This window comes from Rummeliibacillus sp. TYF005, assembly GCF_003844195.1.
GTDB lineage: Bacteria > Bacillota > Bacilli > Bacillales_A > Planococcaceae > Rummeliibacillus.
Map to the genome: position 1 here is coordinate 1 of NZ_ML122570.1, position 20239 is coordinate 20239.

Sequence of the window (20239 nt, forward strand, 5' to 3'; positions counted from 1 at the left end):
GCACAACTCGGAATCCCTTTTGCACAACTCGCTCTCCAATTTAGAAACAACTATCGGTATTCTAAAAATAATCTACAAATGTTGGGACGCCTGTGGGAATGATTCTTTCTAATAAGAGGATGGAGGAGGGATCTCCTTTTATTCTTTCTATTTTATATAAATAAATTGGTCTTAAATAACCGAGCAGCATTGTTATTAAGGTTTGGACGGTCATTTGAACAACATCTTCTATTAATTCATCAGAAATTTTCTGTACTTTTAGACCTTTTTCATCGGAGTAGATTTCAAAAGTACCTTGATTCCATTCGGCTAATGGGTCACTAATAGCCCAGCGCATATGGAATTCGTTTTCTGCAAAAGGAAATTGCTTCACAAAACCGATTAGATCAACAATCCGAGCCATAAAATAAGGGGACAGACTTTGTTTGATCTCGCTATCTTGCATCAGAAATGCGACTGCCTCGTTACCGGTTGTTTTACCAAATACTTTATAGACCATGGATTGATGAGCATAGATAAAATTCCAAAGGGCTTTTCGAGCTACTTCTTTTAAAGTGATGAGTTCATCGATATAGAAATTTTCTTCCATGATTCGATAGAACATATAGCCAAGCGCGTTTCCCTCTTCATCATAATAAACAGCAGCCTGTAAATTGGCATCACTGTCGATAAACTTTTCCTCCCAGTAATCTTCCTGATACTTTTCGTTCCATGAAATTTCATTTCGAATCATCGCACCATGTGTACGCATCGCAAATTGATGATACACATTTTTCACATCTTCATCGGTTGTAGATGCACGACGCACTTGTCCAGGAATATGATCATAATGAGGAATTTGGGTATCTCGAATTTGATATTCTACAATATCACTCATAATTTCAAAACCTTTTTTTCGATAATACGGAATTGAATATGGAAATAAATAAGAAATCGTATAGCCGTCTTTTTTCATTTGCTTTAGACTTGCGTATATTAATTTATGCATTAAACCGTGGCGAGAATATTCAGGATATGTTCCAACAGCTGTGATTCCACCCATCTTGTAAACACGATTATGAATATTGACTTCAAATGGCAGATTTAATATTTGCGCAACCAAATGATCCCCGTCAAACCAACCAAGCGCAACCCCTTCATCAAACTGTGTGGATTTAGCTGACACAAAGAGACGATCTTTGTTGATGGATAAATTCATTTGAAAAACATAGTTAAGTAACTCAATCGATTGTTTAATCTCTGTTTGCTTTATTTCCCGCATATGTAAGTTCGATTTCATCATAGTTCCCCTTTTTCCGTTTTCTTTATGTTTCCCAGTTTGTATCAAACTAATCGAAATATAAGGATAAATCTTGGCAGGTCTATTTGAAGTAGTTATAGAACTTTTATATAAATAATTGATTATAGGCTTAAACATCGAGATAAGCGCTTACTAAATATAGAATAAAAATTCATATATAAAGTCTAAAAGGAATGGGGAATTAAAATTGTTTGGAGAAAAACCTAAATGTTCTGTTTGTAGTAAAGAAATTGAGGATAATGAGGTTGTTTTCGTGAAAATGCGTTATCCAAAGCATAAAGGAATGACGGAAATTAAAGCCTATCTAAAAAATGAAGGTCGTTTCATCTGTGAAGATTGTTTTCATAAGAAGACAAACCAACTTTAAATACTTAAAAACCACATGCTAAATTTTAGTGAGAGGATGAAAGAGAAATGGCTATGTCAGACTACTATGAAAAGTTAAGAGATAAACTTGGTTCAGACTTAATTTTTATGCCGTGTGTAGCAGGAATAGTTCGGAATGAATCTGGAGAAATTTTATTTCAGAACAAAGGGAACGGAGAAAATTGGAGTCTGCCTGCTGGGGCGATAGAACCTGGAGAAGCACCTGCTGAAGCTGTGATTCGAAAAGTTTGGGAAGAAACCGGTCTATATGTTGCTCCAAAAAGACTAATAGGAGTATTTGGCGGAAAGGAATTTCGTTATCAGTATCCAAATGGTCATAAAGTTGAGTACAATGTGTTCTTATTTGAATGTGAAGTTCAAAGTGGTGAACTAAACCCGATAGACGATGAAACTTTTGAATTACGCTATTTCAACTTTAATGAAATGCCTGAACTTGCATTACCATATCCTAAATCAGTTTTCGAGTTACCCGCCAACGTTGACTGTACATATTAATGCAAATAATTTTTCAAAAGGCTATTAATAGAGTTGTTTATTTCATTTATGTTCGGATTTTTTACCTTTTTGTCGTTAATGTTATATTTCCTTTTTAGTTGGATAATTCTTTCTGTACTTTCATTTAATCTTTGTTCGGAAATTTCTCCATTTTGAACAGCCCTTTTTAAAGAGGCGATAATTTTCACGACATTATCATAATTATGGCCTACTAAAATAATATCGCTTCCTGCCTTAACCGATTCTACCGCTGCTTTGCCTATATCAAAATGTTCTGTGATAGCTCCCATCGTCATATCGTCCGTTATGATGACTCCATTGAAACTAAGTTTATTTCTAAGTAAATCTGTCATGATTGCTTTTGACATAGACGCCGGATTTGTTTTATCCAATTTAGGCAATAAAATATGAGCGACCATCACAACATCTGCTCCATCATCTATCGCACGTTCAAATGGTATTAACTCTAGTTCTTTCAGTTCCTTCAAGCTTTTATTTACAATCGGGAGATCTAGATGAGAATCAACTGATGTATCTCCATGTCCAGGAAAGTGCTTAATTGTCGGGATAACGTTTTGCGACTGAATCCCTTTCATCGTTTGAATCCCAAGTTCACTTACGATTTCAAGATTGTTTCCAAATGAGCGATCTCCGATAACAGGGTTATTCGGATTACTATTAATATCAAGAACAGGTGCAAAATCGAGATTTAAGCCGAATTCTTTTAATTCTCGGCCTAAAAGTGTTCCGATTTTATAAGAAAACTCACGATTATTTACCTTTCCAATCTGTTCATTAGTAGGAAAATTAGTAAGTCCTCCGGGCAATCTTGTTACACGTCCACCCTCTTGGTCAGTACTTAAAAATAGCGGTAGACGCGAACTGTTTTCAGTTTTCAATTGATTTACAAGTTGAATGGTTTGTGCAGGGGTGTTGAAATTATTTTTGTAAAAAATAATGCCCCCAATATGGAATTGGTTTACTAATTTTTTGGTGTTAGCATCCATCGTGGTTCCAGAAATCCCAGCAAGAATCATTTGCCCAATTTTTTCTTCTAAACTCATTTTAGAAACCACCTCTGAAGGGAGTGTAACTTCTGGCTGTTTTCCAACATGTGCTTGTTGATCTATTTTCGTATAGAGTGAGATATGGTCAACTTTAGGATTTGGTTCCTGCTCTGTTGTATTAGACAATACCCATAATAATTCAGTTGAAGTAGATGCATGGTAGACAAGGATCATTTGATTATGCGTTTTGTCCTTATAATATCGAATGGCATCTGGCTCTCCTCCAACTTTCTTAATATCATTTAAGGATATCTTTTGTAGTTCGGAATCATAAGATCGTAAATCATTCACAGTCTTACCGGCATAGCCAATTGTAGATTGATGACTTTCGTACCCTTCATACCTACCTTTAGCAGCCTCTGTTACAGAATCTGACTTTCCCCACTTTTTATTTACTTCCTGCCATGCTGTTTTACCTGAAACAAAAGGAATGTTCGGAACCTTCCCTACCTTAGATAATGAAAAAGTTTCCTCAACAAGTTTTGAAATCTGCTCATCTCCCAAATCGGCTGTTTTTTTATCGGTTGGATGATAAGTTATCACTGTCTTCTCTTTTGCCGGTGTTTTTTTGTTTTCTTTAATTGCGTAAACAGCCATGAACAATGCTAAAGTTAAAAGCGGAATCGTAAAAATCAGTAGCAGCTTTTTCCACGAAAATCTTTTTCTATGCATTTTTCTAATTTCTCTTTCTCCTACCGGAATTATTTTTAACTATCCTCTTCTTTCTGGCTAAAAGCCCCATTTAAGCGAGGAGCTGTTGATGAAGGTTTAGTATAAATTCAATTTAGCGCTTATTATATCCTTCTATTTTATGTATGTATTTGGTTATTTGATCTTTCATAATTTGTTATGTGATTAATAAGGAGCTTTCTTCGTAGCTGTGTGGAGTTTATTTTCATAAAAAAAGGGACTCTACATACTTGCAAGTCCCCATTCTTTATTTATTTTTCAATACTGCTAAAGCTTCGGTTGGATCTGTGATGGCTAATTGGCAACTGTAATTTTGACATACTTGTAATTCAAAGTCGCCCTGTTGTTTTAGATGCCAAACGTCAAATGGACGATATTGTGAGAAAAGCTCGGTGCGGATTTCATCTGTAGGGTTTGTTAGATGAATTTCACTTGAGGCTGATTGATGAGTCAACATGAGTTGCAATAACCACAAGGTTGCGGACGGATAGCGATTAATATCTGCGGAAAATGCGTTAAGAACTTCGTCAGCTAGTTTGATATATTCTTCTTTTTCAGTGAGTTTTCCAAGACGCCAAAGTTGCATGGCAATGGTGCTATTCCCTGCAGGATAAGCATTATCTATAGCAGTCTTTTCTCGAACGATTAATGTTTCAGCTGCATGATTCGTAATGTAAAAGCCACCATTTTCTTGATCATGGAATTGTGAAAGCGTCTCTTCAACCAATTTTTCTGCACGATTTAAGTAAACTGAATCACCCGTTGCTAAGTAAAGCTCATTTAATGCCCATAAATAATTCGCATAATCGTCGATAAAAGCAGACTGTTTTGCTTGTCCATCTCGATAACTAACTAGCAACTTCCCATCTTGCACAAGATGCGTTTGCAAAAAATCATCCACTGATTTCGCAAGGTCGATAAATGTTTTATCTTCAAATACAGCCCCTGCTTTTGCGAATGCACTGATTAATAAAGCATTCCATGATGTGAGGATTTTATCATCTACGTGAGGATAGACTCTTTTTTCTCGATAGTCTAGCAGCGATTTACGACATTGTTCCAGTTCCTCTTGAGAAAGGAGCATTTTTTCCGTTTTAATTAGATTCGGAATATTTTTCCCTTCAAAATTACCATGCGGACTAATATTTAAAGTTTTGGCATATTTAGTCCCTTTTTCTTTTCCAAGGATTTCAATGATTTCATCGTATGACCAAATATAATATTTTCCCTCTACACCTTCACTATCTGCATCAATCGCACTATAAAATCCACCTTCTGGACTTTGCATTTCTCGTTGTAAAAATGTCATCGTTTCAAACACTACTTGCTTAAAGGAATCATCTTTCGTAATTTGATAGGCTTCTGTATAACAATGCAATAAAAGTGCTTGGTCATAGAGCATCTTCTCAAAATGCGGAACGAGCCACATTTGATCGGTAGAATATCGTGCAAAACCGAAGCCGATATGGTCGTAAATCCCTCCAAGATGCATTTGCTCTAATGTTTTTGTTGCCATCCGTAACGCACTTTCTTTTCCCGTTGAATGATAATAGCGCAGTAAATATAAAATTTGCCCCGCAGTTGGAAATTTAGGTGCTGTTCCAAAGCCTCCATAAATACCGTCAAAATTGGACTGCAAATTTTGAAATGCTTCATTCGTTCGCATTGATGGTATAGGTGAACTCTCTTGCTGTGCCATATCATGTAATGCTGTCACAACATTGTCCACAACTGTTGCAATTTGCCCCGGATCTTCATGATAAACCTTTGCTAAATTCGGGATAATCTCCATCAAGCCAGGTCTGCCATACTTACTATGCTTCGCAAAATACGTCCCCGCATAAAACGGCTTCTGATCAGGCGTCAAAAAGACATTCAAAGGCCATCCCCCTGACCCCGTCATCATCTGACACACATTCATATAAATCGAATCAATATCAGGTCTCTCTTCCCTATCCACCTTAACGCAGATAAAATATTCATTTAATAATGATGCAACTTCCTCATCTTCAAACGATTCATGTGCCATGACATGACACCAATGACAAGTTGAATATCCAATGCTGACAAGTACCGGTTTATCTTCTTCCTTTGCTTTTTGAAAGGCTTCTTCCCCCCATGGGTACCAATTCACAGGATTGTATGCGTGCTGCAAAAGGTAAGGCGAAGTCTCCGCAATGAGTCTATTGGGTTTATCAGTATTAGGCATTGGATCACCCTCTTTCTTTAATTACTTCAAACTAAATTGTAACCATAATTATTTATATTTAATAATAAAATAATGGCCCCAAAAACACTCTTTTAGGACGGAAGAGAATAAAGATCAAAAAATAATTGACTTTAAATAATTAAACCAGTTATAATAATTGGAATTTAAAGGGTATTTTAGGAGGCAGCTTAAAATGCGTAAGGTAGGAATTTTATTTGAATTTGTGCGAGTGCTCATTTTGTTGTTTTTCTTAACAGCTATTCTATATTATCCGTTAAGAACACTATATGAAACAATTGGTATCGAAACGGAAAATTATTTTTATATACTTACTTTTGCTATTTTGTTGATTGTCTATGTTATTTATACGAACAAATTACAATTTACTGGTTTTTATACTAAAGGAGCAAAAAAGATGCCTCCTAAGATAACATGGTCAATTTTATCGATTTCATTTCTATTAATATCAGTTCCTATCATAATTAATTATATTGGTTAAATATAAAAGGCAATATTGAGAGGAAAAGGTGTTCTGTTACTTTGCATGGAATACATCATAATCTTATCTTTTCACACCTTTATAAACTAAAATTCTTCTTTCGTACTTTGAGGTTATCAAGGACACTACACATAATACACAACCCAACAGATTGGATTTTTCTCAATTACAGCCCTGGTATTTTAAATACATTCTTTCACATATGAGCTATAATAGATATACTGGACTAACTATATATTTAATAAGGGGACAATTCCTATGACCGAGAATAATCATTCTGAGGCACCAAAAAAGAAAATCAGCCTGCGTGATGCAGTGAAGCAACAGCTTGAAAACAAAAAGAACCAAGCTTCCGCTTATAAAGGAAAACCGAATACCGACCATTCAACAAAAAAAATGAAAAGCCAACAAACGAAAAAAGCAAGCAATACCCGCAGAAAAATGGGTGTCTAATGAACGGACAAAATCGGAAAGATATTTTACCAAGTATGACTGTTGATATTGTTTTAAAAAAGGATCAAAGAACAGGGAAGCTTACTAGAGGGATTGTAAAAGATATCCTTACCAAATCGGCCACCCATCCTCACGGTATTAAAGTTAGGCTAACAGATGGACAAATTGGACGAGTCCAGGAAATTCACTCTAAATAAAAGAAACGAAAAAGCATTCAAGGACCAGTTCAGTTCCCTAAATGCTTTTTATTATTTTCACAATAAATGATTTATTTTGGCTATCATCTTTTGAAAGAAATAAAGTTTTTTCAGTTAAAGATGCTAACTTAGCAATCTAATTTCTCACAAATTACATATTTCCTAATTCATTACTCCCAAACTTCCTCTGCAATTTCTTTAACAAAACGAAGTTTGCGCCATTGTTCTTCTTCCGTTAAAATATTACCTTCTTCTGTGGATGAAAAGCCACATTGTGGACTTAGACAAAGTTGTTCAAGCGGTACATAAGTTGCTGCTTCTTTAATGCGCGCTTTAATCTTTTCTTTATCTTCTAATTCACCTGTTTTAGATGTTATTAATCCTAATACGATTTTTAAATCTTTACGGTTTACATATTTTAATGGTTCAAAACTGCCTGAACGTTCGTCGTCAAATTCTAAAAATAAACCATCTACGTCTAAACCACCGAAAATCACTTCAGAAGCATAATCATAGCCACCGCTTGTAAAGTAATTAGATTTATAGTTACCGCGGCAAATATGCATTGTGATTGTTAAATCTTCTGGTTTGTTTGCAATCGATTCGTTAATCATCGTTTGCAATACTTTTAATTCTTCAGCTGGATCTAAACCTTTAGCACGTAACTTATCATGACCTTCTTGTGAAAATAGATCTGCCCAAGACGTGTCATCTAATTGTAGGTAACGACAACCTGCATCATAAAAAGCTTGGATTGCTTTTTGATAAGCTACAATGGTATCTTTTCTAAATTCTTCAATGTCACTATACACTTCTTCGTTCATATCAACACGTCGAACAAGCATATTTGGACTTGGAATTGTTTGTTTAACAACTGCTTCACCGGCATGTTGTTTTAAAAATTTAAAATGTTCTATAAATGGATGTGTTGAAAAATCTATTTTCCCAATAACACGAATGCCTTCCTTACGTGTCTCCATGTTATGAAAATCTAAACCTTTATCTTTTTCGTAATATTCTACGCCATCAAGCCCGCCTAAAAAGTCAAAATGCCACCAGCTTCTGCGGAATTCACCATCTGTAACTCCTAATAAGCCATTTTCTTTTTGCTTTTCAATAATGCGGATAATCTCGTGATCTTCTACTTTTTTCAATTCATCATATGTAATTGCACCTGATTTATATTGTTCACGTGCTTGTATTAAATTGGCTGGGCGTAATAAGCTACCTACTTGATCATAACGAAATGGAATTGTAATAGTTTGTACTGTCATCGTATCTATCTCCTTTAATTTGTAACTTAAGGAGATTGTAGCATGATACATTTGGTAATAGATAACACATATAAAGTATCTCTAGCTATAGTTTTAAACTATAGCAGACCTTGTTCCTTGGCAATTGCTTCTTTTAAATACTCAATATAAATATTCGCTAGAGGGCTAGTTTTGACATTTTTATGTGTAATATACCCAACTGTTATACGTTCATCTACCTGTAAAGGAACCGCAACGATATCGTCACTATTTAATTCATGACTAATCACACCTGTAGAAATTGTATATCCGTTTAGTCCGATTAATAAATTAAAGAGTGTAGCACGATCACTAACAGTAATATTTTTAGGTCTTGAGATAGTACTTAAAATTTCCTCAGAAAAATAAAAAGAATTATAGTCTCCCTGTTCAAAGGAAAGGTATGGATAAGGAACTAAATCTGATAATGTCACAAAGTCTTGTTTTGCGAGTGGATTTTTTGAGCTGATAAATACATGTGGCTTTGCTTCAAACAATTCGTGAAATATGAGATTCCCTTCTCTAAGAAATTTATGGATCACTTTTTTATTGAAATCATTTACATATAAAATACCAATTTCACTTCGTAGATTTTTTACATCTTCAATAATTTCATAGGTCTTTGTTTCTTTTAACGTGAATTCATATTCATCTCGATTGTATTCTTTTAACAACAGTACAAATGCACTTACCGCAAACGCATAGTGCTGAGCAGATACAGAGAAATGTTGTTGTAATGATTGAGTATTTGAATAGCGATTTTCTAGAAGATCAGCTTGTTCCACTACTTGTCGTGCATACCCTAAAAACTCTGACCCTTCAGGTGTCAAAACAATTCCTTTATTGGTTCTCAAAAAAATAATTATGCCAATCTCATTTTCTAACTCTTTAAGTGCATTGGAAAGGCTTGGCTGGCTAATAAATAAATTTTGTGCAGCTTTACTGATGGAACGGCTTCTTGAAAATTCAATTACATATTTTAACTGCTGTAGTGTCATTATGCTATACCTCTTTCTATGGTGTATTTCCATCTCTCAGTCAGATGTAATTGTATGTATAGGGATTCTTTCTTCGTTCCCCTTTAGATTATAAGGTCTATAATAAAAAATATTTAAAAATCCCACGATAACTGTAACAAACTTAGATCATTTTATCTATATAATTATAGAAAAAGCAGATGGTATAGAAATGCATTACCCTTCTATACCATCTGCTTTTATATTTTCATCTTAATGTTCTATCCCTGAAATCCCGAAGCATCCAGGTCCAGAATGCGTAGAAATCGTTGGACCACCTTGTATCCAAGTAATATTTTTAAAACCATTTTCCTTCGCAAGCTCTTCCATATTCCTTTTTATACTTTCATCAAGTCCTACCGAATAGATTAAAGTTAGCTGTTTTCGGTCAATGTCGTATTGGTCTAAGAAATCTCGCATCAGTTTTTCCGCAACTTTGCTCATATTCCCACGATATTTTCTAGTCGGAACAAGCTTTCCTTCCTTTAGTTCGATGCAGGGCTTTATCTTTAACAATGACCCTCCAATAAAAGCAATATTGCTCACCCGTCCACCCGCTCTTAAAAACTCTAAACTATCCGGAATAAAAGCAAACTTTGTTTTAGAAGCAATGGATTCAATTTTTTCTATTAAATCGATATGGTCAATCGTTGGGTTTTCCTTAAGTAATTTTGCCGCGTACATTACAATTGTGGCTAATCCACCTGTCACATTTAGCGTATCAATTAAATATAGATTTTCAAATTCTTTCGCCGCGATTAAGGCACTTTGAAAAGAAGCCGATGATCTTGACGTATACCCCAAGTGTATAATGATGCTATCTGGAAATTTCTCTCGAATTCCTGAAAATAAATTATGATATTCCTGTTCATTCGTTGATGTTGTTGTTGGGATTTTTTTAGTACGATTATGATAATCATAAACTTCCTCTACAGAGAGCTCGCTCTCTAAATAATCTTTTCCATCCATGATGACATGCATCGGAATGATTTGAATTTGATATTTGTCAATAAAGTCCTTCTGTAAATCTGCTACACTTTCTGTAGATAAAACAATCTTGCTCATTGTGCATCCCTTCCAACTCACGCAGCCGTTCACGCGTACGTATATTTTGGGTTATTCTAAATATACTCCAGAAGCCAGAATAAAATTATTTTGAAAAAATGCTCTCTCCTCTCACATAGTTACTACATTTTAACTTTTGTTACTTCACCAATTGAATGTGGGCTGATATGGTACAAAGTGCAGCCAAAACTAGCTCTATTTTATACTTAGATTCATAGTCACCTTCACACACCTTATCCTTATTACCTAACGGATTTTAGACTTTTTAAATCCATCATATGCATTAACTACTGCACCAATTATAAAGATGCTAATTCCTCCCCCAACTACCCACATATTAAATTGTTCTTTTGTAATCGTAAATGCAGTGGTCATATACTCAATGAACGCTTCACTCATTAGATTCGGATTCTTCAAAATTACAATGAAGACAATGGTTGTAATGATTTGGAGAACAGTATTACTAATCGCCATTCTTTCTGTCCATTGTTCTTTGAATAGCTTATAAATTGCAAAAGCTATTTCTAATCCAATGATCATTACAATAATTGGCCAATACTGTAGTAAAACATCCTGATTTAAAGCTGGAATCACAAAATCCAATCTTTCCCCATCCCCTTTATATACCCCTAAAAGCTTGTCGGCATAAAAATAAAGGGTTGCCCAGATTGCAGTCCACATTAAACTCCCGAACACCTCAAACTTCGAAATGGCTTTTTTCTTCGGGATATAAGCAATATTTTCCAAATCATCTGCTGTCCATTTCCCCAAGCTTGCGGTTAATGGTTGCTGTTCTTTGTCCTTATCTAATCTTTCTATAATAGCAAAGGTAGCGGTTAACCAAAAGAAGACTTGAATCCCTACTTCAATGATCAACAAAATACCTTTACCAATAATGGTTAAAACAACATTTAGAATTGCCTCATCTCCATTGTAGCCAATAATATTTTGGGCAATCATTGTAATTAATGAAATGACAGCTGCAATTGGCAGAATCATTTTTAATAATGAGTGATATACATCAAAATAGCGCGGACCTATAAGATGCATTGGTTGGTCTTTGTAACCACTGGCCAATACTGCGGGGCTCCCTAATTGATTCAATACGTGCTTAACATCTTCCTCCATATAATTACTCGGTAGCATATCCTCAATCGTCGAACGTAACTCGAGTGCAATATCTGTACGCATTTTTTCAGGTAGCCTACGAATAACTTCTTGAATATCAATTCTATTAAAAGTAAAATATAATAGTATATTTATTTTATAAAAATTCCGTAAATTATTATCCCTAAAATTATTAGAAAAATTATAATGCCACCAATAGTTGGACTTCCATATAGAGTACGATTTAAAGAGTCATTTGTATTGATTTTACTTTTTTTTTCGCTCTCCCATTTTTCTCTATCTTTTTTAAATACGTCCATTTTTTTATTGTTACTCATATAAGTCACATCCATTTTTGTTATTTATTCTCTTGTCTTATTCTATTTTCTTAAGTTATTCTCCTTTTGTTTTATCTAACATAAAGGCGAGGAGAGAAGAGAAGGCTTGGCATTAGTCAACGGTAAATCGGAGCGGAATGGTTCAGCGGTCTTTGCTGATCCATGCAGTGAGAATTTAAGGAGTTGACTAATGGAGACAACCCAAACCCTCTTGGCACTGAACAAACCACGTTTGTTCCTGCCAACCGGCGAGGGCTGGAAGTTTTGAAACCTGGGTTTCAAACCGCCGGAGGCTAATGCTATCCAAGGGGCTCCCTTGGTCGTAAGTTTGAGGGGCGAAACCCTCAAGGTCTTATGCATGCTGTGGCATGCTTTGGCGATAGCCAACTAGCCTCGCAGAGCACGAAACTCTCAAATGAGAGTATATCTAAATGTCAATTAACTGCATCTTCCTCATCCCTTCTCAACAGCGTATTAAGTTCGTTCGAGATATTCATCCATTCCTTTTCCAGTTGCGAAAGGATTTCCAATCCATATTCACTCAAAACATAGTACTTACGGGGCCTACTCTCTGATGTATCCCAACTACTTGAAACCAACTCCTGTTTTTCTATTCGGCGAAGTAACGGATATAGGGTACTTTGATCAATAGAAATTCCTGATTTCTCTAATAACTGCACCAGTGAATACCCGTACTGTGGCGTTCTTAACTGACTTAAAACAGCTAATGTCAGAGTCCCTCTCCTCAGCTCTGTTGTTAATGAATCCAATAACTTACTCATACGCTCACCTCTCTTGTACTTTTATTACAAGTATTTAACCTATACTATGTGTCGTACATTATTTTAGTTCCAGAAATAATCTTTTTTTCAGCACTAAAAAAGAAACCATGATAGATATCGGTTTCTTTTATACGCTTGAAAAAAGTCATACACTTGTATTTAGTTATAAACAAAAAGAATGATAGTTAATAAAATGACAGGAATGCCTACCACTATTGATAAGATTGAGATGGCAACATGCACTCGCTCTTTTGACTTAAATATTACTTTCAATACGAGGTAGATCAAAATCCCGATTAAACCCCCTGCAGAATTTAACAACAAATCATCGATATCACTTGCTCCACGCTTAAAAATATATTGCAGTACTTCAATACCTAAGCTTGTCCCAATCACTGCTCCGAGCACTTTCCAAAAATGAAACTTTTTCATCCAGTTAGCAAAATAGATCCCTAGTGGAATAAACATCAATATATTTCCCCATACATTTAACGTAAAGCCTTGCTCTGCAATCATGTCAAAGGGAGTCAAGTTAATGCTTCGTCTAGCATCTCTTGCAAAAAACACCGTATCGATTAGTAGATACAAATAGAATAATAATACAATCCAATAGCCTAAATTTAAAAATTTTTTCATTCAGGTTTCTCCCTCTATATTTTTCCACTAGTATCATAACCTATAAAACTTTAAATAAAGGCATATAAAATCTTGTTTTTATGCTTTCAATCACAATGTACCCTATACTGCATTAATCAAGAAACGCCCTGGTGGAGCTTTTATTTCAAAATAATATTTTTCCCCTCTCTTCAAATCTTTTAATTTAATACTTTTTCCAGGAGATAGTTGAAATTCATCAATAATGAGTTATCAAAGTTGGAATTCTAATATACATTATAATTAAAGATTTTCATAAACTATAGTAAAAGCAGACGCCAATTAGAGGTATGGTACCAACACTTCTAAACCGTCTGCTTTGTATGTTTCAAAAAATATTATGTTAGTTGAAAAGAAAGCTTTCAAGTCAAGCACAACATTCACATAAGCTGATCTACCTAAATTTTATAATCAGCTGAGTTGAAAAGAATATCAACTAGACTTCTATATAAGTTATATTGGTTATGATCAAGCCAATCTTCTTCATATTCTGCCATTAACCACATAACTTCATCTAAAAAAATATGTTGTAACACTGCATCCCAAACCTCTTTTTCTAAATCAGTTATTGTCGTGTATTTTTTATATCCTTCTAAAAATAACTTCCATTGTTTTGGCGTGAATATACAATCTGGTGCTGTATCGAGCTCATTATGAAATAATAGTAAAACTAATGCTAAGTCAAAAATTCTTGGCAACCATGTAGCGTTGTCCGGGTCGATTAAAAATGGTTTGGGTGTATATACTATATTATTTGCTTTGTAATCATATGGTGTAGCCACTAAAGGCAGCTTTAAATCTTTTATAGTTGCTTGGTTTTTAACAGCTTCTAATAGTTTTTGTTCCATACCGTCTACTGAGAAAGTACGGTTTGTCTTCTGAATGTTTTGCCGAATGGATTGCATGTCGCGTAATACTTCTTGCTCAGTAAAATCAAAGACATCATATGTAGGTAAATAAAATTCATTGATCTGACTTGAAACTGAGTGGATTCTACCTAGCAACTTACCTGACTGATAAATTTCTTCATCTTTTGCTGTATATTTATTTCCATCGATAAAAGGATACATCACGTAAATGGACTCATTAATTTCTATGGGTTCAGTTAAAGGTGTCACGATATTTATTTCATGCTCTTTTAATGTTTTTAAAAAGCACATTAAGTTTTGAGCTGCTTTTAAAGGCGTTTGCGTTTTTTTAATAATTACATCTTGATCATCTTTTTTGACTTTATAAACGGGTGAGAAAGGATAAATACTAGTGGGTTCTTCATCAATTTTTATACCAAATTTATGGATAATCTCTTTTGAATTCAAAGTTTTTTCTCCTCTCTTCAATCATTTTCAGATACATCTTCGTTTCCTTTCAACGAAAAGGACTTAATATAAGTAAATACGCCAGTTAATATACCCACACCAAATAGAATACTTCCAATAATTACAAAGTTGTTTATATAATTCTCAATAACTACCTCATATCTGTTATCAAGATAACCATCTGGTTGACTTGAAGCCCAAGAGTCTCCTAAATAAGTTCCAATCGAAACACTGAAAAACATCAACACCAATCCTATAATCATCATTATGGACAAGATAATACTAAGTCCCTTAATTTGTTCTTTTGACATCGTGCTCCCCCTTTAATAGTGAAAAGCTTCCCAACCAATTTTTCAGAAAAAAAATTGGCCTGTTGCACATTTATAATCTTATAATCAATTCTACAAAAATAGCATAAGTCCTTTTTTGTTTAACACATCTTACTTCTTAGTAATAGAATTCCACCTGAATTTTTGGTGTAAATTAACCTTTTTCTACTAAATAGATACCCAGTTCATCACGTTTCCCGCATATTTTTGGTACAATTAAGTTAAACCTAGAGGAACGCTATTTGTATAAGGCAATTTTATTTAGATTGAAACAACTATGGAGGTACACTATGGGAAATAGTAAAACGAAGACAAAAATAAGTGCGAAAGGGGCTATTTTTAAAGGGATTTTAGTAATAATTGGCGCATTAATAGCTGCCTATGGATTAGAATCCATTTTAATACCAAACAATGTATCTGATGGTGGTGTGACCGGTATTAGCATTGTTTTTTCTCAGCTTTTCGGTCTTCCACTAGGCGTATTAATCGCTATTATTAATGCTCCTTTTATATGGTTAGGCTATAAACAAATTGGTAAAAGCTTTGCCATTTATTCTGTATTAGGCATCCTTTCTTTAGCGATTGGTACAGTAGCTTTTCATCATGTCGAAACGATTATCGAAGGTGATTCCCTTTTAATAACAGTTGTTGGGGGGATTATTTTAGGTTTTGGTATGGGTCTTGCTTTGCGTAATGGTGGAGCATTAGATGGAATTGATATGTTAGCCGTTTTACTCTCACGTAAACTACCGTTTGGGACAAGCGACTTGATATTATTTTTAAATATGTTTGTATTTATTCTTGTTTCAACTGTTTTTGGTTTAACAGGTGCAATTTTATCTGGGCTTGCTTACTTTATCGCTTCGAAAGTTATTCACATTGTTGAAGAAGGATTTAGTGGGACTAAAACATATAAAATTATTTCGAAAGAACCAGAATTACTTGTCGAAACTATTCGAGATCGTCTTGGTCGTGGTGCTACCTTAACAGATGTTTATGGAGGATATACGAACGAGCAATTTAAAGAAGTTACTTGTGTTATTAACCGTTTAGAGGATACTAAAATCAAATCAATTATTTTTGAAATTGATCCAACAGCATTCGTTACGGTATATGATATGGCAGAAGTAAAGGGTGGTAACTTCAAGAAAAAGAACATTCACTAAAAAACCGCAGATTCATTATTTTAATAGGAAATGCTATGACTAGCAAACTTAAAACGATTGCCATTGTTGTTTGAGGATTAGTTGTAATAGTAGAAATTGCCGTATGTATAAAGCAATGGATGATGTAATTAAAAAAAGGGGACAATTTCGTCCCCTTTACGCGTTTTAGAAGATAACTTCAAGTGCTATTATAATCATAAGGTACCAACTCTACCCGTTTATTTTACTACCTTTTTATTTGAATATCCTGTAAAGATAAAACACGAAATAAACGCAACTATTGTCACCACTATACCCAAAACTAAACCAATTGCCCCCATAAAAGTATCTTCACCAGGGTAAGAAGGCTTTAATGTCACTAACATATATATGAATATAAGAGACAAAATAATATAAAAGCTGCTCCCGACTGCTCCCATCTTCAAACGATTTCTTTTCGTACCTCGCCATGCTTTATTTATTATTATCCATAAAAAGAGACTACCGATTATAGCAAAAATCATCACAAACAAATGAACAAATGGAATTAAAAAATACGTCAACACATAAAGAAGAAGAGCTGTTGAAAAAAATAGAACAGCATTCATGGCGAATAAAAATATCCCAGATAGCCAATGATTTTGAAACCACATTGCATTTTTTAATTTAAAAATCAGAGTACTATTTTCTCCAATAATTTCTATTAATGGTCTTTTAATAAAAATGATAAAGAACACTCCCAGAAGGCCAAGAAATAAAAATAAAACCAAGGACATAGTCTCCCCCCATAATGTAAGTTTGTACAAATTCTTGCATGATCTAATTATGTTTCGATCCAATAAAAAAACGACATAATAAAGAGTATTTTCCTCGTAAAAAAGCAACACACTTATTAATAGTTAGTTTAATCCTTGTCATGCTATGAATCTTCATTCTTCATTCAATATTAATATATTATTGAATTTAATGAAAATAAAAAAGCATCTCTGTTTAGATATAGATGCTTTAAAAATATAAATTGAATCTTAAACAATCTTAGCCTTAAATGAAAACAGAAACATTTCTAAGAGAAACGTTCCCGATTGTTAAAAAAGGCATACAGATCATCTTCCTATTGAGGCAGTAATCAATAAATTGTTCAGCAACAATTCTCGCTAACCTTTTCCTCTGTATTTCGAGTCGATTATTATATCTATTTCTGCTGATCATTGAAAGCCTTTTATACAAAATTCAATTTCTTTTACGTCGCTTTTTTCTAATTTATTACCGTACTTTAATAATGTATTCTTAATTGAAACAATTTGGTTCTTAGTTGGTAAATCAAAAGTACGATTAAAATTTACTATCCAGTTATTAAAATTAGCTTTCCCTAATCTTGAGATTTCACTTTCTTCCTCATTCACATAAAACTCTATTATATAGATAATAGCATACCATTTTGAAAGTGAACTTAGTAAAAGAGCAATATTATATTTCGTATGTTTGTAATGGGTTTCTGTATACAAACTATACAATTGATCCTTCAAATCCTTATCATAAACTGTCGATAATGACTTTCTTGCAGTTTTAGATATCCCCTCATGTTTATGACCAAGCAAACCAACAAGCTCCGCCTTATGATTTTCTACATCTAATAAAGATATTGAACGGATAGCTGCCTTAACTATTGAAACATCACTATTATCTAAGTATGGAATTATCATCTCTACATGATCTTTCTTACCTACTTCTCCTAATCCTAAAATAGCTCCTCGAAGAAATTGATCAGTCTTTAACATTCGTATGTAATATGAGGCGAAATCGAATTTATTTTGTTTACTTAATATGAATCTTGCGATTGACCTAATCGTACCATTCTTATCTAATAGTGCTTTTTCAAGTTCTTTGATGCTCTCATCTGGAAAGAAAGAGTAATATTTCTCTAATACTTTTGCGCGTATCATTGGAAATTTGTCCTTCTCTAAAGTTGGGTAATATAGCTTAAATTCATCAACACTAATATCATTTATTAATTCGTTAAAAAGCAAGAGACGTAGATGCGGTTCTTTTTCTAACTTTAGATAATTGAAAAGTAATTCTTTATCATATACTTTTGAGGATATAATCATTTTGTAACAGAAATATCTAATCTTACCGAAGTTCGATTTAGTGCCTTCATCTAGAAAAGGAAATGACTCCTTTTGAGATAAAATATGAACCACCTGTTCAAAGACTTTACTGTTATCATTTCTATTTGTGTTCTTTAACTTAAATAATAATGGAAGGTTATTTACAATATTTTTTACATATGAGTGTTTTAAACGGCGCTCAACATATTTTCTAGCCGTATCCCTTACCTCTATAACCCAGTCGTTACATCTTATAAGTAAATAGGTCAATTCTTTACCTGAATCATGCTGATCTAATAAATGAAGTGCTTTTTCTCTAAAGTATCCGTTTGGATGAAAGCTACATAAACCTAGAATCATTACTCTCATTTCTTCAGTCATATCAGTTGTTAATAAATTCTCTGGAGATTCAGTTTTCCAATCATATGCCCAATCCAATGAAGTCCGCTCTCTAAACAAGTTATCAAGCTTTGATAATTCAAGTATGTTTAATGATTGAACATATGCATGGAGAACTTTCGCAGCTCTAACTTTCAATTCATTTGAACTGGTTAATAATAACTCAAAAATTGCAGGTATTCGTGATACTTCATATTTGCCAGTAACTTGTAGCATTTCTTTTATATAATCTTTTGAATATCTGTCAGCAGGATAATATGCTTGTTTCCTTTTAAATAATCCCCATTTCAATTCAGGTTTACCTCCTTTCAGCCAAATAAACTTCTTTAAATATACTGCCTATTGGGTTAAGTGTAAACCTTTACAATCTCATCAAAAGTTTAACCTAGATATCTAGATGTTGATCAACAAAATCTTACCCTTAAAAGGAAAAACGAGCGCTTTTCCTTTTTCCAAGATAGCGCAGAGGATAAGCACCTATTTTGTTAAAGTACAGTTCTTCATAATCCGTCTGTACAAAAAATAAAAGAGCTATCACACCAACAATTTTTCCAAAGACAACATGAAAATTTGTAGGTGAACCATTCAATCTAAGAGATTTCCCACAATCTTTTTACATCCACCAATTCCTGCTCATTGAATTCCATTCTGTATATATCTGGTTTTGATGTATGTAGTAAGAAATTCAAATCGTAATTAATGTCATAATATCCTATCATCAATGCCATAACAGCGCCGTGAGTTCCTACCACTACTTTCCGTCCTTGATAGGTATTTAATAATTCTTTTAATACTTTTATGGCACGATTCTGGCAATCTGTATTAGACTCTCCCCCCAACAAAGCAAAATTTGGTTCAAAAAATGATTTTTTTAATAATGGGAACAATTCATTATCAGATATTCGTTCGTCTTCAACCGAAAAAATTCTTTCCTTTAAATCTTCAAATACTATGACTTCTTGTCCTATTTGTTTAGCTAACGGTTCTACAGTTAAAATGGATCGAGTGTATGGACTTGAGATAACAGTGTTAATCCCTTCATCCTTTAAAATATCCGTTATTCTCTGAGCATCTAATCTTCCTTTTTCAGTTAAGCCTCGTGTTCTATCATTTCCCTTTTTTGGTGACTCCCCGTGTCTTACCATATATATGTATGTTTTCATAACTACCTCCGAAATTTCCCAGAATCCATTTATTCCAAATATATTTAAATAACATTTGAAAAGAATACTCGAATTTAATACATTTAAGTTCTTATTAACTAACCGTAACTAAAAGTACACTCCACCACAATCACTAATTACCTGACCATAAAGGTCCTTATCCTTTTTCCAGGATGTCACCCTTTAATTGAATAACGAAAACCAAAAATATAGTTTTTCTGTACTACT

At 33.9% G+C, this 20239-nt stretch carries 21 protein-coding genes; 6 read left to right on the plus strand and 15 right to left on the minus strand.

Going from position 1 to position 20239, the window contains the following annotated elements; genetic code table 11:
• Positions 1 to 61 precede the first annotated feature (61 nt).
• Positions 62 to 1279, minus strand: coding sequence for a GNAT family N-acetyltransferase (eis, locus tag CW357_RS13345; RefSeq protein ID WP_241155094.1), 1218 nt, complete (start codon positions 1277 to 1279; stop codon positions 62 to 64).
• Between the two features lie 208 nt (positions 1280 to 1487).
• On the opposite strand from eis, the gene CW357_RS13350 reads away from it, so the two are divergent.
• On the plus strand, positions 1488 to 1667 hold the full coding sequence (locus CW357_RS13350) for a Fe3+ hydroxamate ABC transporter substrate-binding protein (RefSeq protein ID WP_119415124.1): 180 nt from the start codon (positions 1488 to 1490) through the stop codon (positions 1665 to 1667).
• A gap of 47 nt (positions 1668 to 1714) precedes the next feature.
• A complete protein-coding gene (locus CW357_RS13355) occupies positions 1715 to 2182 on the plus strand; it encodes an NUDIX hydrolase (protein ID WP_124218299.1) in 468 nt (155 codons plus the stop codon).
• Here CW357_RS13355 and nagZ read toward each other — a convergent pair.
• Together nagZ and CW357_RS13365 are read right to left on the minus strand one after the other, a co-directional pair.
• A complete protein-coding gene (nagZ, locus tag CW357_RS13360) occupies positions 2179 to 3921 on the minus strand; it encodes a beta-N-acetylhexosaminidase (protein WP_124218300.1) in 1743 nt (580 codons plus the stop codon). The two genes, CW357_RS13355 and nagZ, sit on opposite strands and share 4 nt — an antisense overlap.
• A gap of 265 nt (positions 3922 to 4186) precedes the next feature.
• A complete protein-coding gene (locus CW357_RS13365) occupies positions 4187 to 6148 on the minus strand; it encodes a thioredoxin domain-containing protein (protein ID WP_124218301.1) in 1962 nt (653 codons plus the stop codon).
• 193 nt (positions 6149 to 6341) lie between these two features.
• Between CW357_RS13365 and CW357_RS13370 the strand changes: the two genes are divergently transcribed.
• The 3 genes from CW357_RS13370 to CW357_RS13380 all read left to right on the plus strand — a co-directional run bounded on the left by CW357_RS13370 (position 6342) and on the right by CW357_RS13380 (position 7297).
• Positions 6342 to 6647, plus strand: coding sequence for a hypothetical protein (locus CW357_RS13370; protein ID WP_124218302.1), 306 nt, complete (start codon positions 6342 to 6344; stop codon positions 6645 to 6647).
• A gap of 258 nt (positions 6648 to 6905) precedes the next feature.
• Complete coding sequence (locus CW357_RS13375) at positions 6906 to 7100, plus strand: hypothetical protein (RefSeq protein ID WP_119415129.1); 195 nt, start codon at positions 6906 to 6908, stop codon at positions 7098 to 7100.
• Positions 7100 to 7297: a YwbE family protein gene (locus CW357_RS13380; protein WP_124218303.1), complete on the plus strand. Its 198-nt coding sequence runs from the start codon at positions 7100 to 7102 to the stop codon at positions 7295 to 7297. Before CW357_RS13375 ends, CW357_RS13380 begins: the two co-directional genes overlap by 1 nt.
• Before the next feature lie 170 nt (positions 7298 to 7467).
• On the opposite strand, the gene CW357_RS13385 is transcribed toward CW357_RS13380, so the two are convergent.
• From CW357_RS13385 to CW357_RS13425, 9 genes are all read right to left on the minus strand, one after another.
• On the minus strand, positions 7468 to 8571 hold the full coding sequence (locus tag CW357_RS13385) for a 5-methyltetrahydropteroyltriglutamate--homocysteine S-methyltransferase (protein ID WP_124218304.1): 1104 nt from the start codon (positions 8569 to 8571) through the stop codon (positions 7468 to 7470).
• Between the two features lie 98 nt (positions 8572 to 8669).
• The gene (locus CW357_RS13390) at positions 8670 to 9587 is read right to left on the minus strand and encodes a LysR family transcriptional regulator (RefSeq protein WP_124218305.1); all 918 of its coding nucleotides are present in this window, start codon (positions 9585 to 9587) and stop codon (positions 8670 to 8672) included.
• 231 nt (positions 9588 to 9818) lie between these two features.
• On the minus strand, positions 9819 to 10670 hold the full coding sequence (locus tag CW357_RS13395; protein WP_119415133.1) for a DegV family protein: 852 nt from the start codon (positions 10668 to 10670) through the stop codon (positions 9819 to 9821).
• Positions 10671 to 10916: 246 nt separating this feature from the next.
• On the minus strand, positions 10917 to 11861 hold the full coding sequence (locus CW357_RS13400) for a hypothetical protein (RefSeq protein ID WP_124218306.1): 945 nt from the start codon (positions 11859 to 11861) through the stop codon (positions 10917 to 10919).
• 68 nt (positions 11862 to 11929) lie between these two features.
• A complete protein-coding gene (locus CW357_RS13405; RefSeq protein WP_124218307.1) occupies positions 11930 to 12115 on the minus strand; it encodes a hypothetical protein in 186 nt (61 codons plus the stop codon).
• A gap of 434 nt (positions 12116 to 12549) precedes the next feature.
• Complete coding sequence (locus tag CW357_RS13410; protein ID WP_124218308.1) at positions 12550 to 12897, minus strand: PadR family transcriptional regulator; 348 nt, start codon at positions 12895 to 12897, stop codon at positions 12550 to 12552.
• Between the two features lie 159 nt (positions 12898 to 13056).
• Complete coding sequence (locus CW357_RS13415; protein WP_119415136.1) at positions 13057 to 13533, minus strand: VanZ family protein; 477 nt, start codon at positions 13531 to 13533, stop codon at positions 13057 to 13059.
• A 416-nt stretch (positions 13534 to 13949) separates the two neighbouring features.
• Positions 13950 to 14867 carry a phosphotransferase gene (locus tag CW357_RS13420; protein WP_119415144.1) on the minus strand — a complete coding sequence of 306 codons (918 nt, stop codon included), beginning with the start codon at positions 14865 to 14867 and terminating at the stop codon, positions 13950 to 13952.
• A gap of 17 nt (positions 14868 to 14884) precedes the next feature.
• Positions 14885 to 15178 (minus strand): hypothetical protein, encoded by a 294-nt coding sequence (locus CW357_RS13425; RefSeq protein ID WP_119415145.1) that lies wholly within the window; start codon positions 15176 to 15178, stop codon positions 14885 to 14887.
• A 308-nt stretch (positions 15179 to 15486) separates the two neighbouring features.
• On the opposite strand from CW357_RS13425, the gene CW357_RS13430 reads away from it, so the two are divergent.
• On the plus strand, positions 15487 to 16362 hold the full coding sequence (locus tag CW357_RS13430; RefSeq protein WP_124218309.1) for a YitT family protein: 876 nt from the start codon (positions 15487 to 15489) through the stop codon (positions 16360 to 16362).
• A gap of 218 nt (positions 16363 to 16580) precedes the next feature.
• Here the strand turns inward: CW357_RS13430 and CW357_RS13435 are convergent, their stop codons facing one another.
• From CW357_RS13435 to CW357_RS13445, 3 genes are all read right to left on the minus strand, one after another.
• On the minus strand, positions 16581 to 17117 hold the full coding sequence (locus CW357_RS13435; protein ID WP_124218310.1) for a hypothetical protein: 537 nt from the start codon (positions 17115 to 17117) through the stop codon (positions 16581 to 16583).
• Between the two features lie 429 nt (positions 17118 to 17546).
• Positions 17547 to 19139, minus strand: coding sequence for a HEAT repeat domain-containing protein (locus CW357_RS13440; protein ID WP_124218311.1), 1593 nt, complete (start codon positions 19137 to 19139; stop codon positions 17547 to 17549).
• 299 nt (positions 19140 to 19438) lie between these two features.
• Entirely contained in the window at positions 19439 to 20011 is a 573-nt protein-coding gene (locus CW357_RS13445; protein ID WP_124218312.1) for a histidine phosphatase family protein, read from the minus strand.
• Positions 20012 to 20239 lie beyond the last annotated feature (228 nt).

What these genes read in the sequence shown, in the direction of transcription:
- eis (WP_241155094.1), bottom strand. Translation starts at nt 1,279, where the DNA reads ATGAAATCGAACTTACATATGCGGGAAATAAAGCAAACAGAGATTAAA.
- CW357_RS13430 (WP_124218309.1), top strand. Translation starts at nt 15,487, where the DNA reads ATGGGAAATAGTAAAACGAAGACAAAAATAAGTGCGAAAGGGGCTATT.
- CW357_RS13355 (WP_124218299.1), top strand. Translation starts at nt 1,715, where the DNA reads ATGGCTATGTCAGACTACTATGAAAAGTTAAGAGATAAACTTGGTTCA.
- CW357_RS13365 (WP_124218301.1), bottom strand. Translation starts at nt 6,148, where the DNA reads ATGCCTAATACTGATAAACCCAATAGACTCATTGCGGAGACTTCGCCT.
- CW357_RS13445 (WP_124218312.1), bottom strand. Translation starts at nt 20,011, where the DNA reads ATGAAAACATACATATATATGGTAAGACACGGGGAGTCACCAAAAAAG.
- CW357_RS13370 (WP_124218302.1), top strand. Translation starts at nt 6,342, where the DNA reads ATGCGTAAGGTAGGAATTTTATTTGAATTTGTGCGAGTGCTCATTTTG.
- CW357_RS13385 (WP_124218304.1), bottom strand. Translation starts at nt 8,571, where the DNA reads ATGACAGTACAAACTATTACAATTCCATTTCGTTATGATCAAGTAGGT.
- CW357_RS13390 (WP_124218305.1), bottom strand. Translation starts at nt 9,587, where the DNA reads ATGACACTACAGCAGTTAAAATATGTAATTGAATTTTCAAGAAGCCGT.
- CW357_RS13405 (WP_124218307.1), bottom strand. Translation starts at nt 12,115, where the DNA reads ATGAGTAACAATAAAAAAATGGACGTATTTAAAAAAGATAGAGAAAAA.
- CW357_RS13380 (WP_124218303.1), top strand. Translation starts at nt 7,100, where the DNA reads ATGAACGGACAAAATCGGAAAGATATTTTACCAAGTATGACTGTTGAT.
- CW357_RS13410 (WP_124218308.1), bottom strand. Translation starts at nt 12,897, where the DNA reads ATGAGTAAGTTATTGGATTCATTAACAACAGAGCTGAGGAGAGGGACT.
- CW357_RS13425 (WP_119415145.1), bottom strand. Translation starts at nt 15,178, where the DNA reads ATGTCAAAAGAACAAATTAAGGGACTTAGTATTATCTTGTCCATAATG.
- CW357_RS13400 (WP_124218306.1), bottom strand. Translation starts at nt 11,861, where the DNA reads ATGCGTACAGATATTGCACTCGAGTTACGTTCGACGATTGAGGATATG.
- nagZ (WP_124218300.1), bottom strand. Translation starts at nt 3,921, where the DNA reads ATGCATAGAAAAAGATTTTCGTGGAAAAAGCTGCTACTGATTTTTACG.
- CW357_RS13435 (WP_124218310.1), bottom strand. Translation starts at nt 17,117, where the DNA reads ATGTCCTTGGTTTTATTTTTATTTCTTGGCCTTCTGGGAGTGTTCTTT.
- CW357_RS13395 (WP_119415133.1), bottom strand. Translation starts at nt 10,670, where the DNA reads ATGAGCAAGATTGTTTTATCTACAGAAAGTGTAGCAGATTTACAGAAG.
- CW357_RS13375 (WP_119415129.1), top strand. Translation starts at nt 6,906, where the DNA reads ATGACCGAGAATAATCATTCTGAGGCACCAAAAAAGAAAATCAGCCTG.
- CW357_RS13415 (WP_119415136.1), bottom strand. Translation starts at nt 13,533, where the DNA reads ATGAAAAAATTTTTAAATTTAGGCTATTGGATTGTATTATTATTCTAT.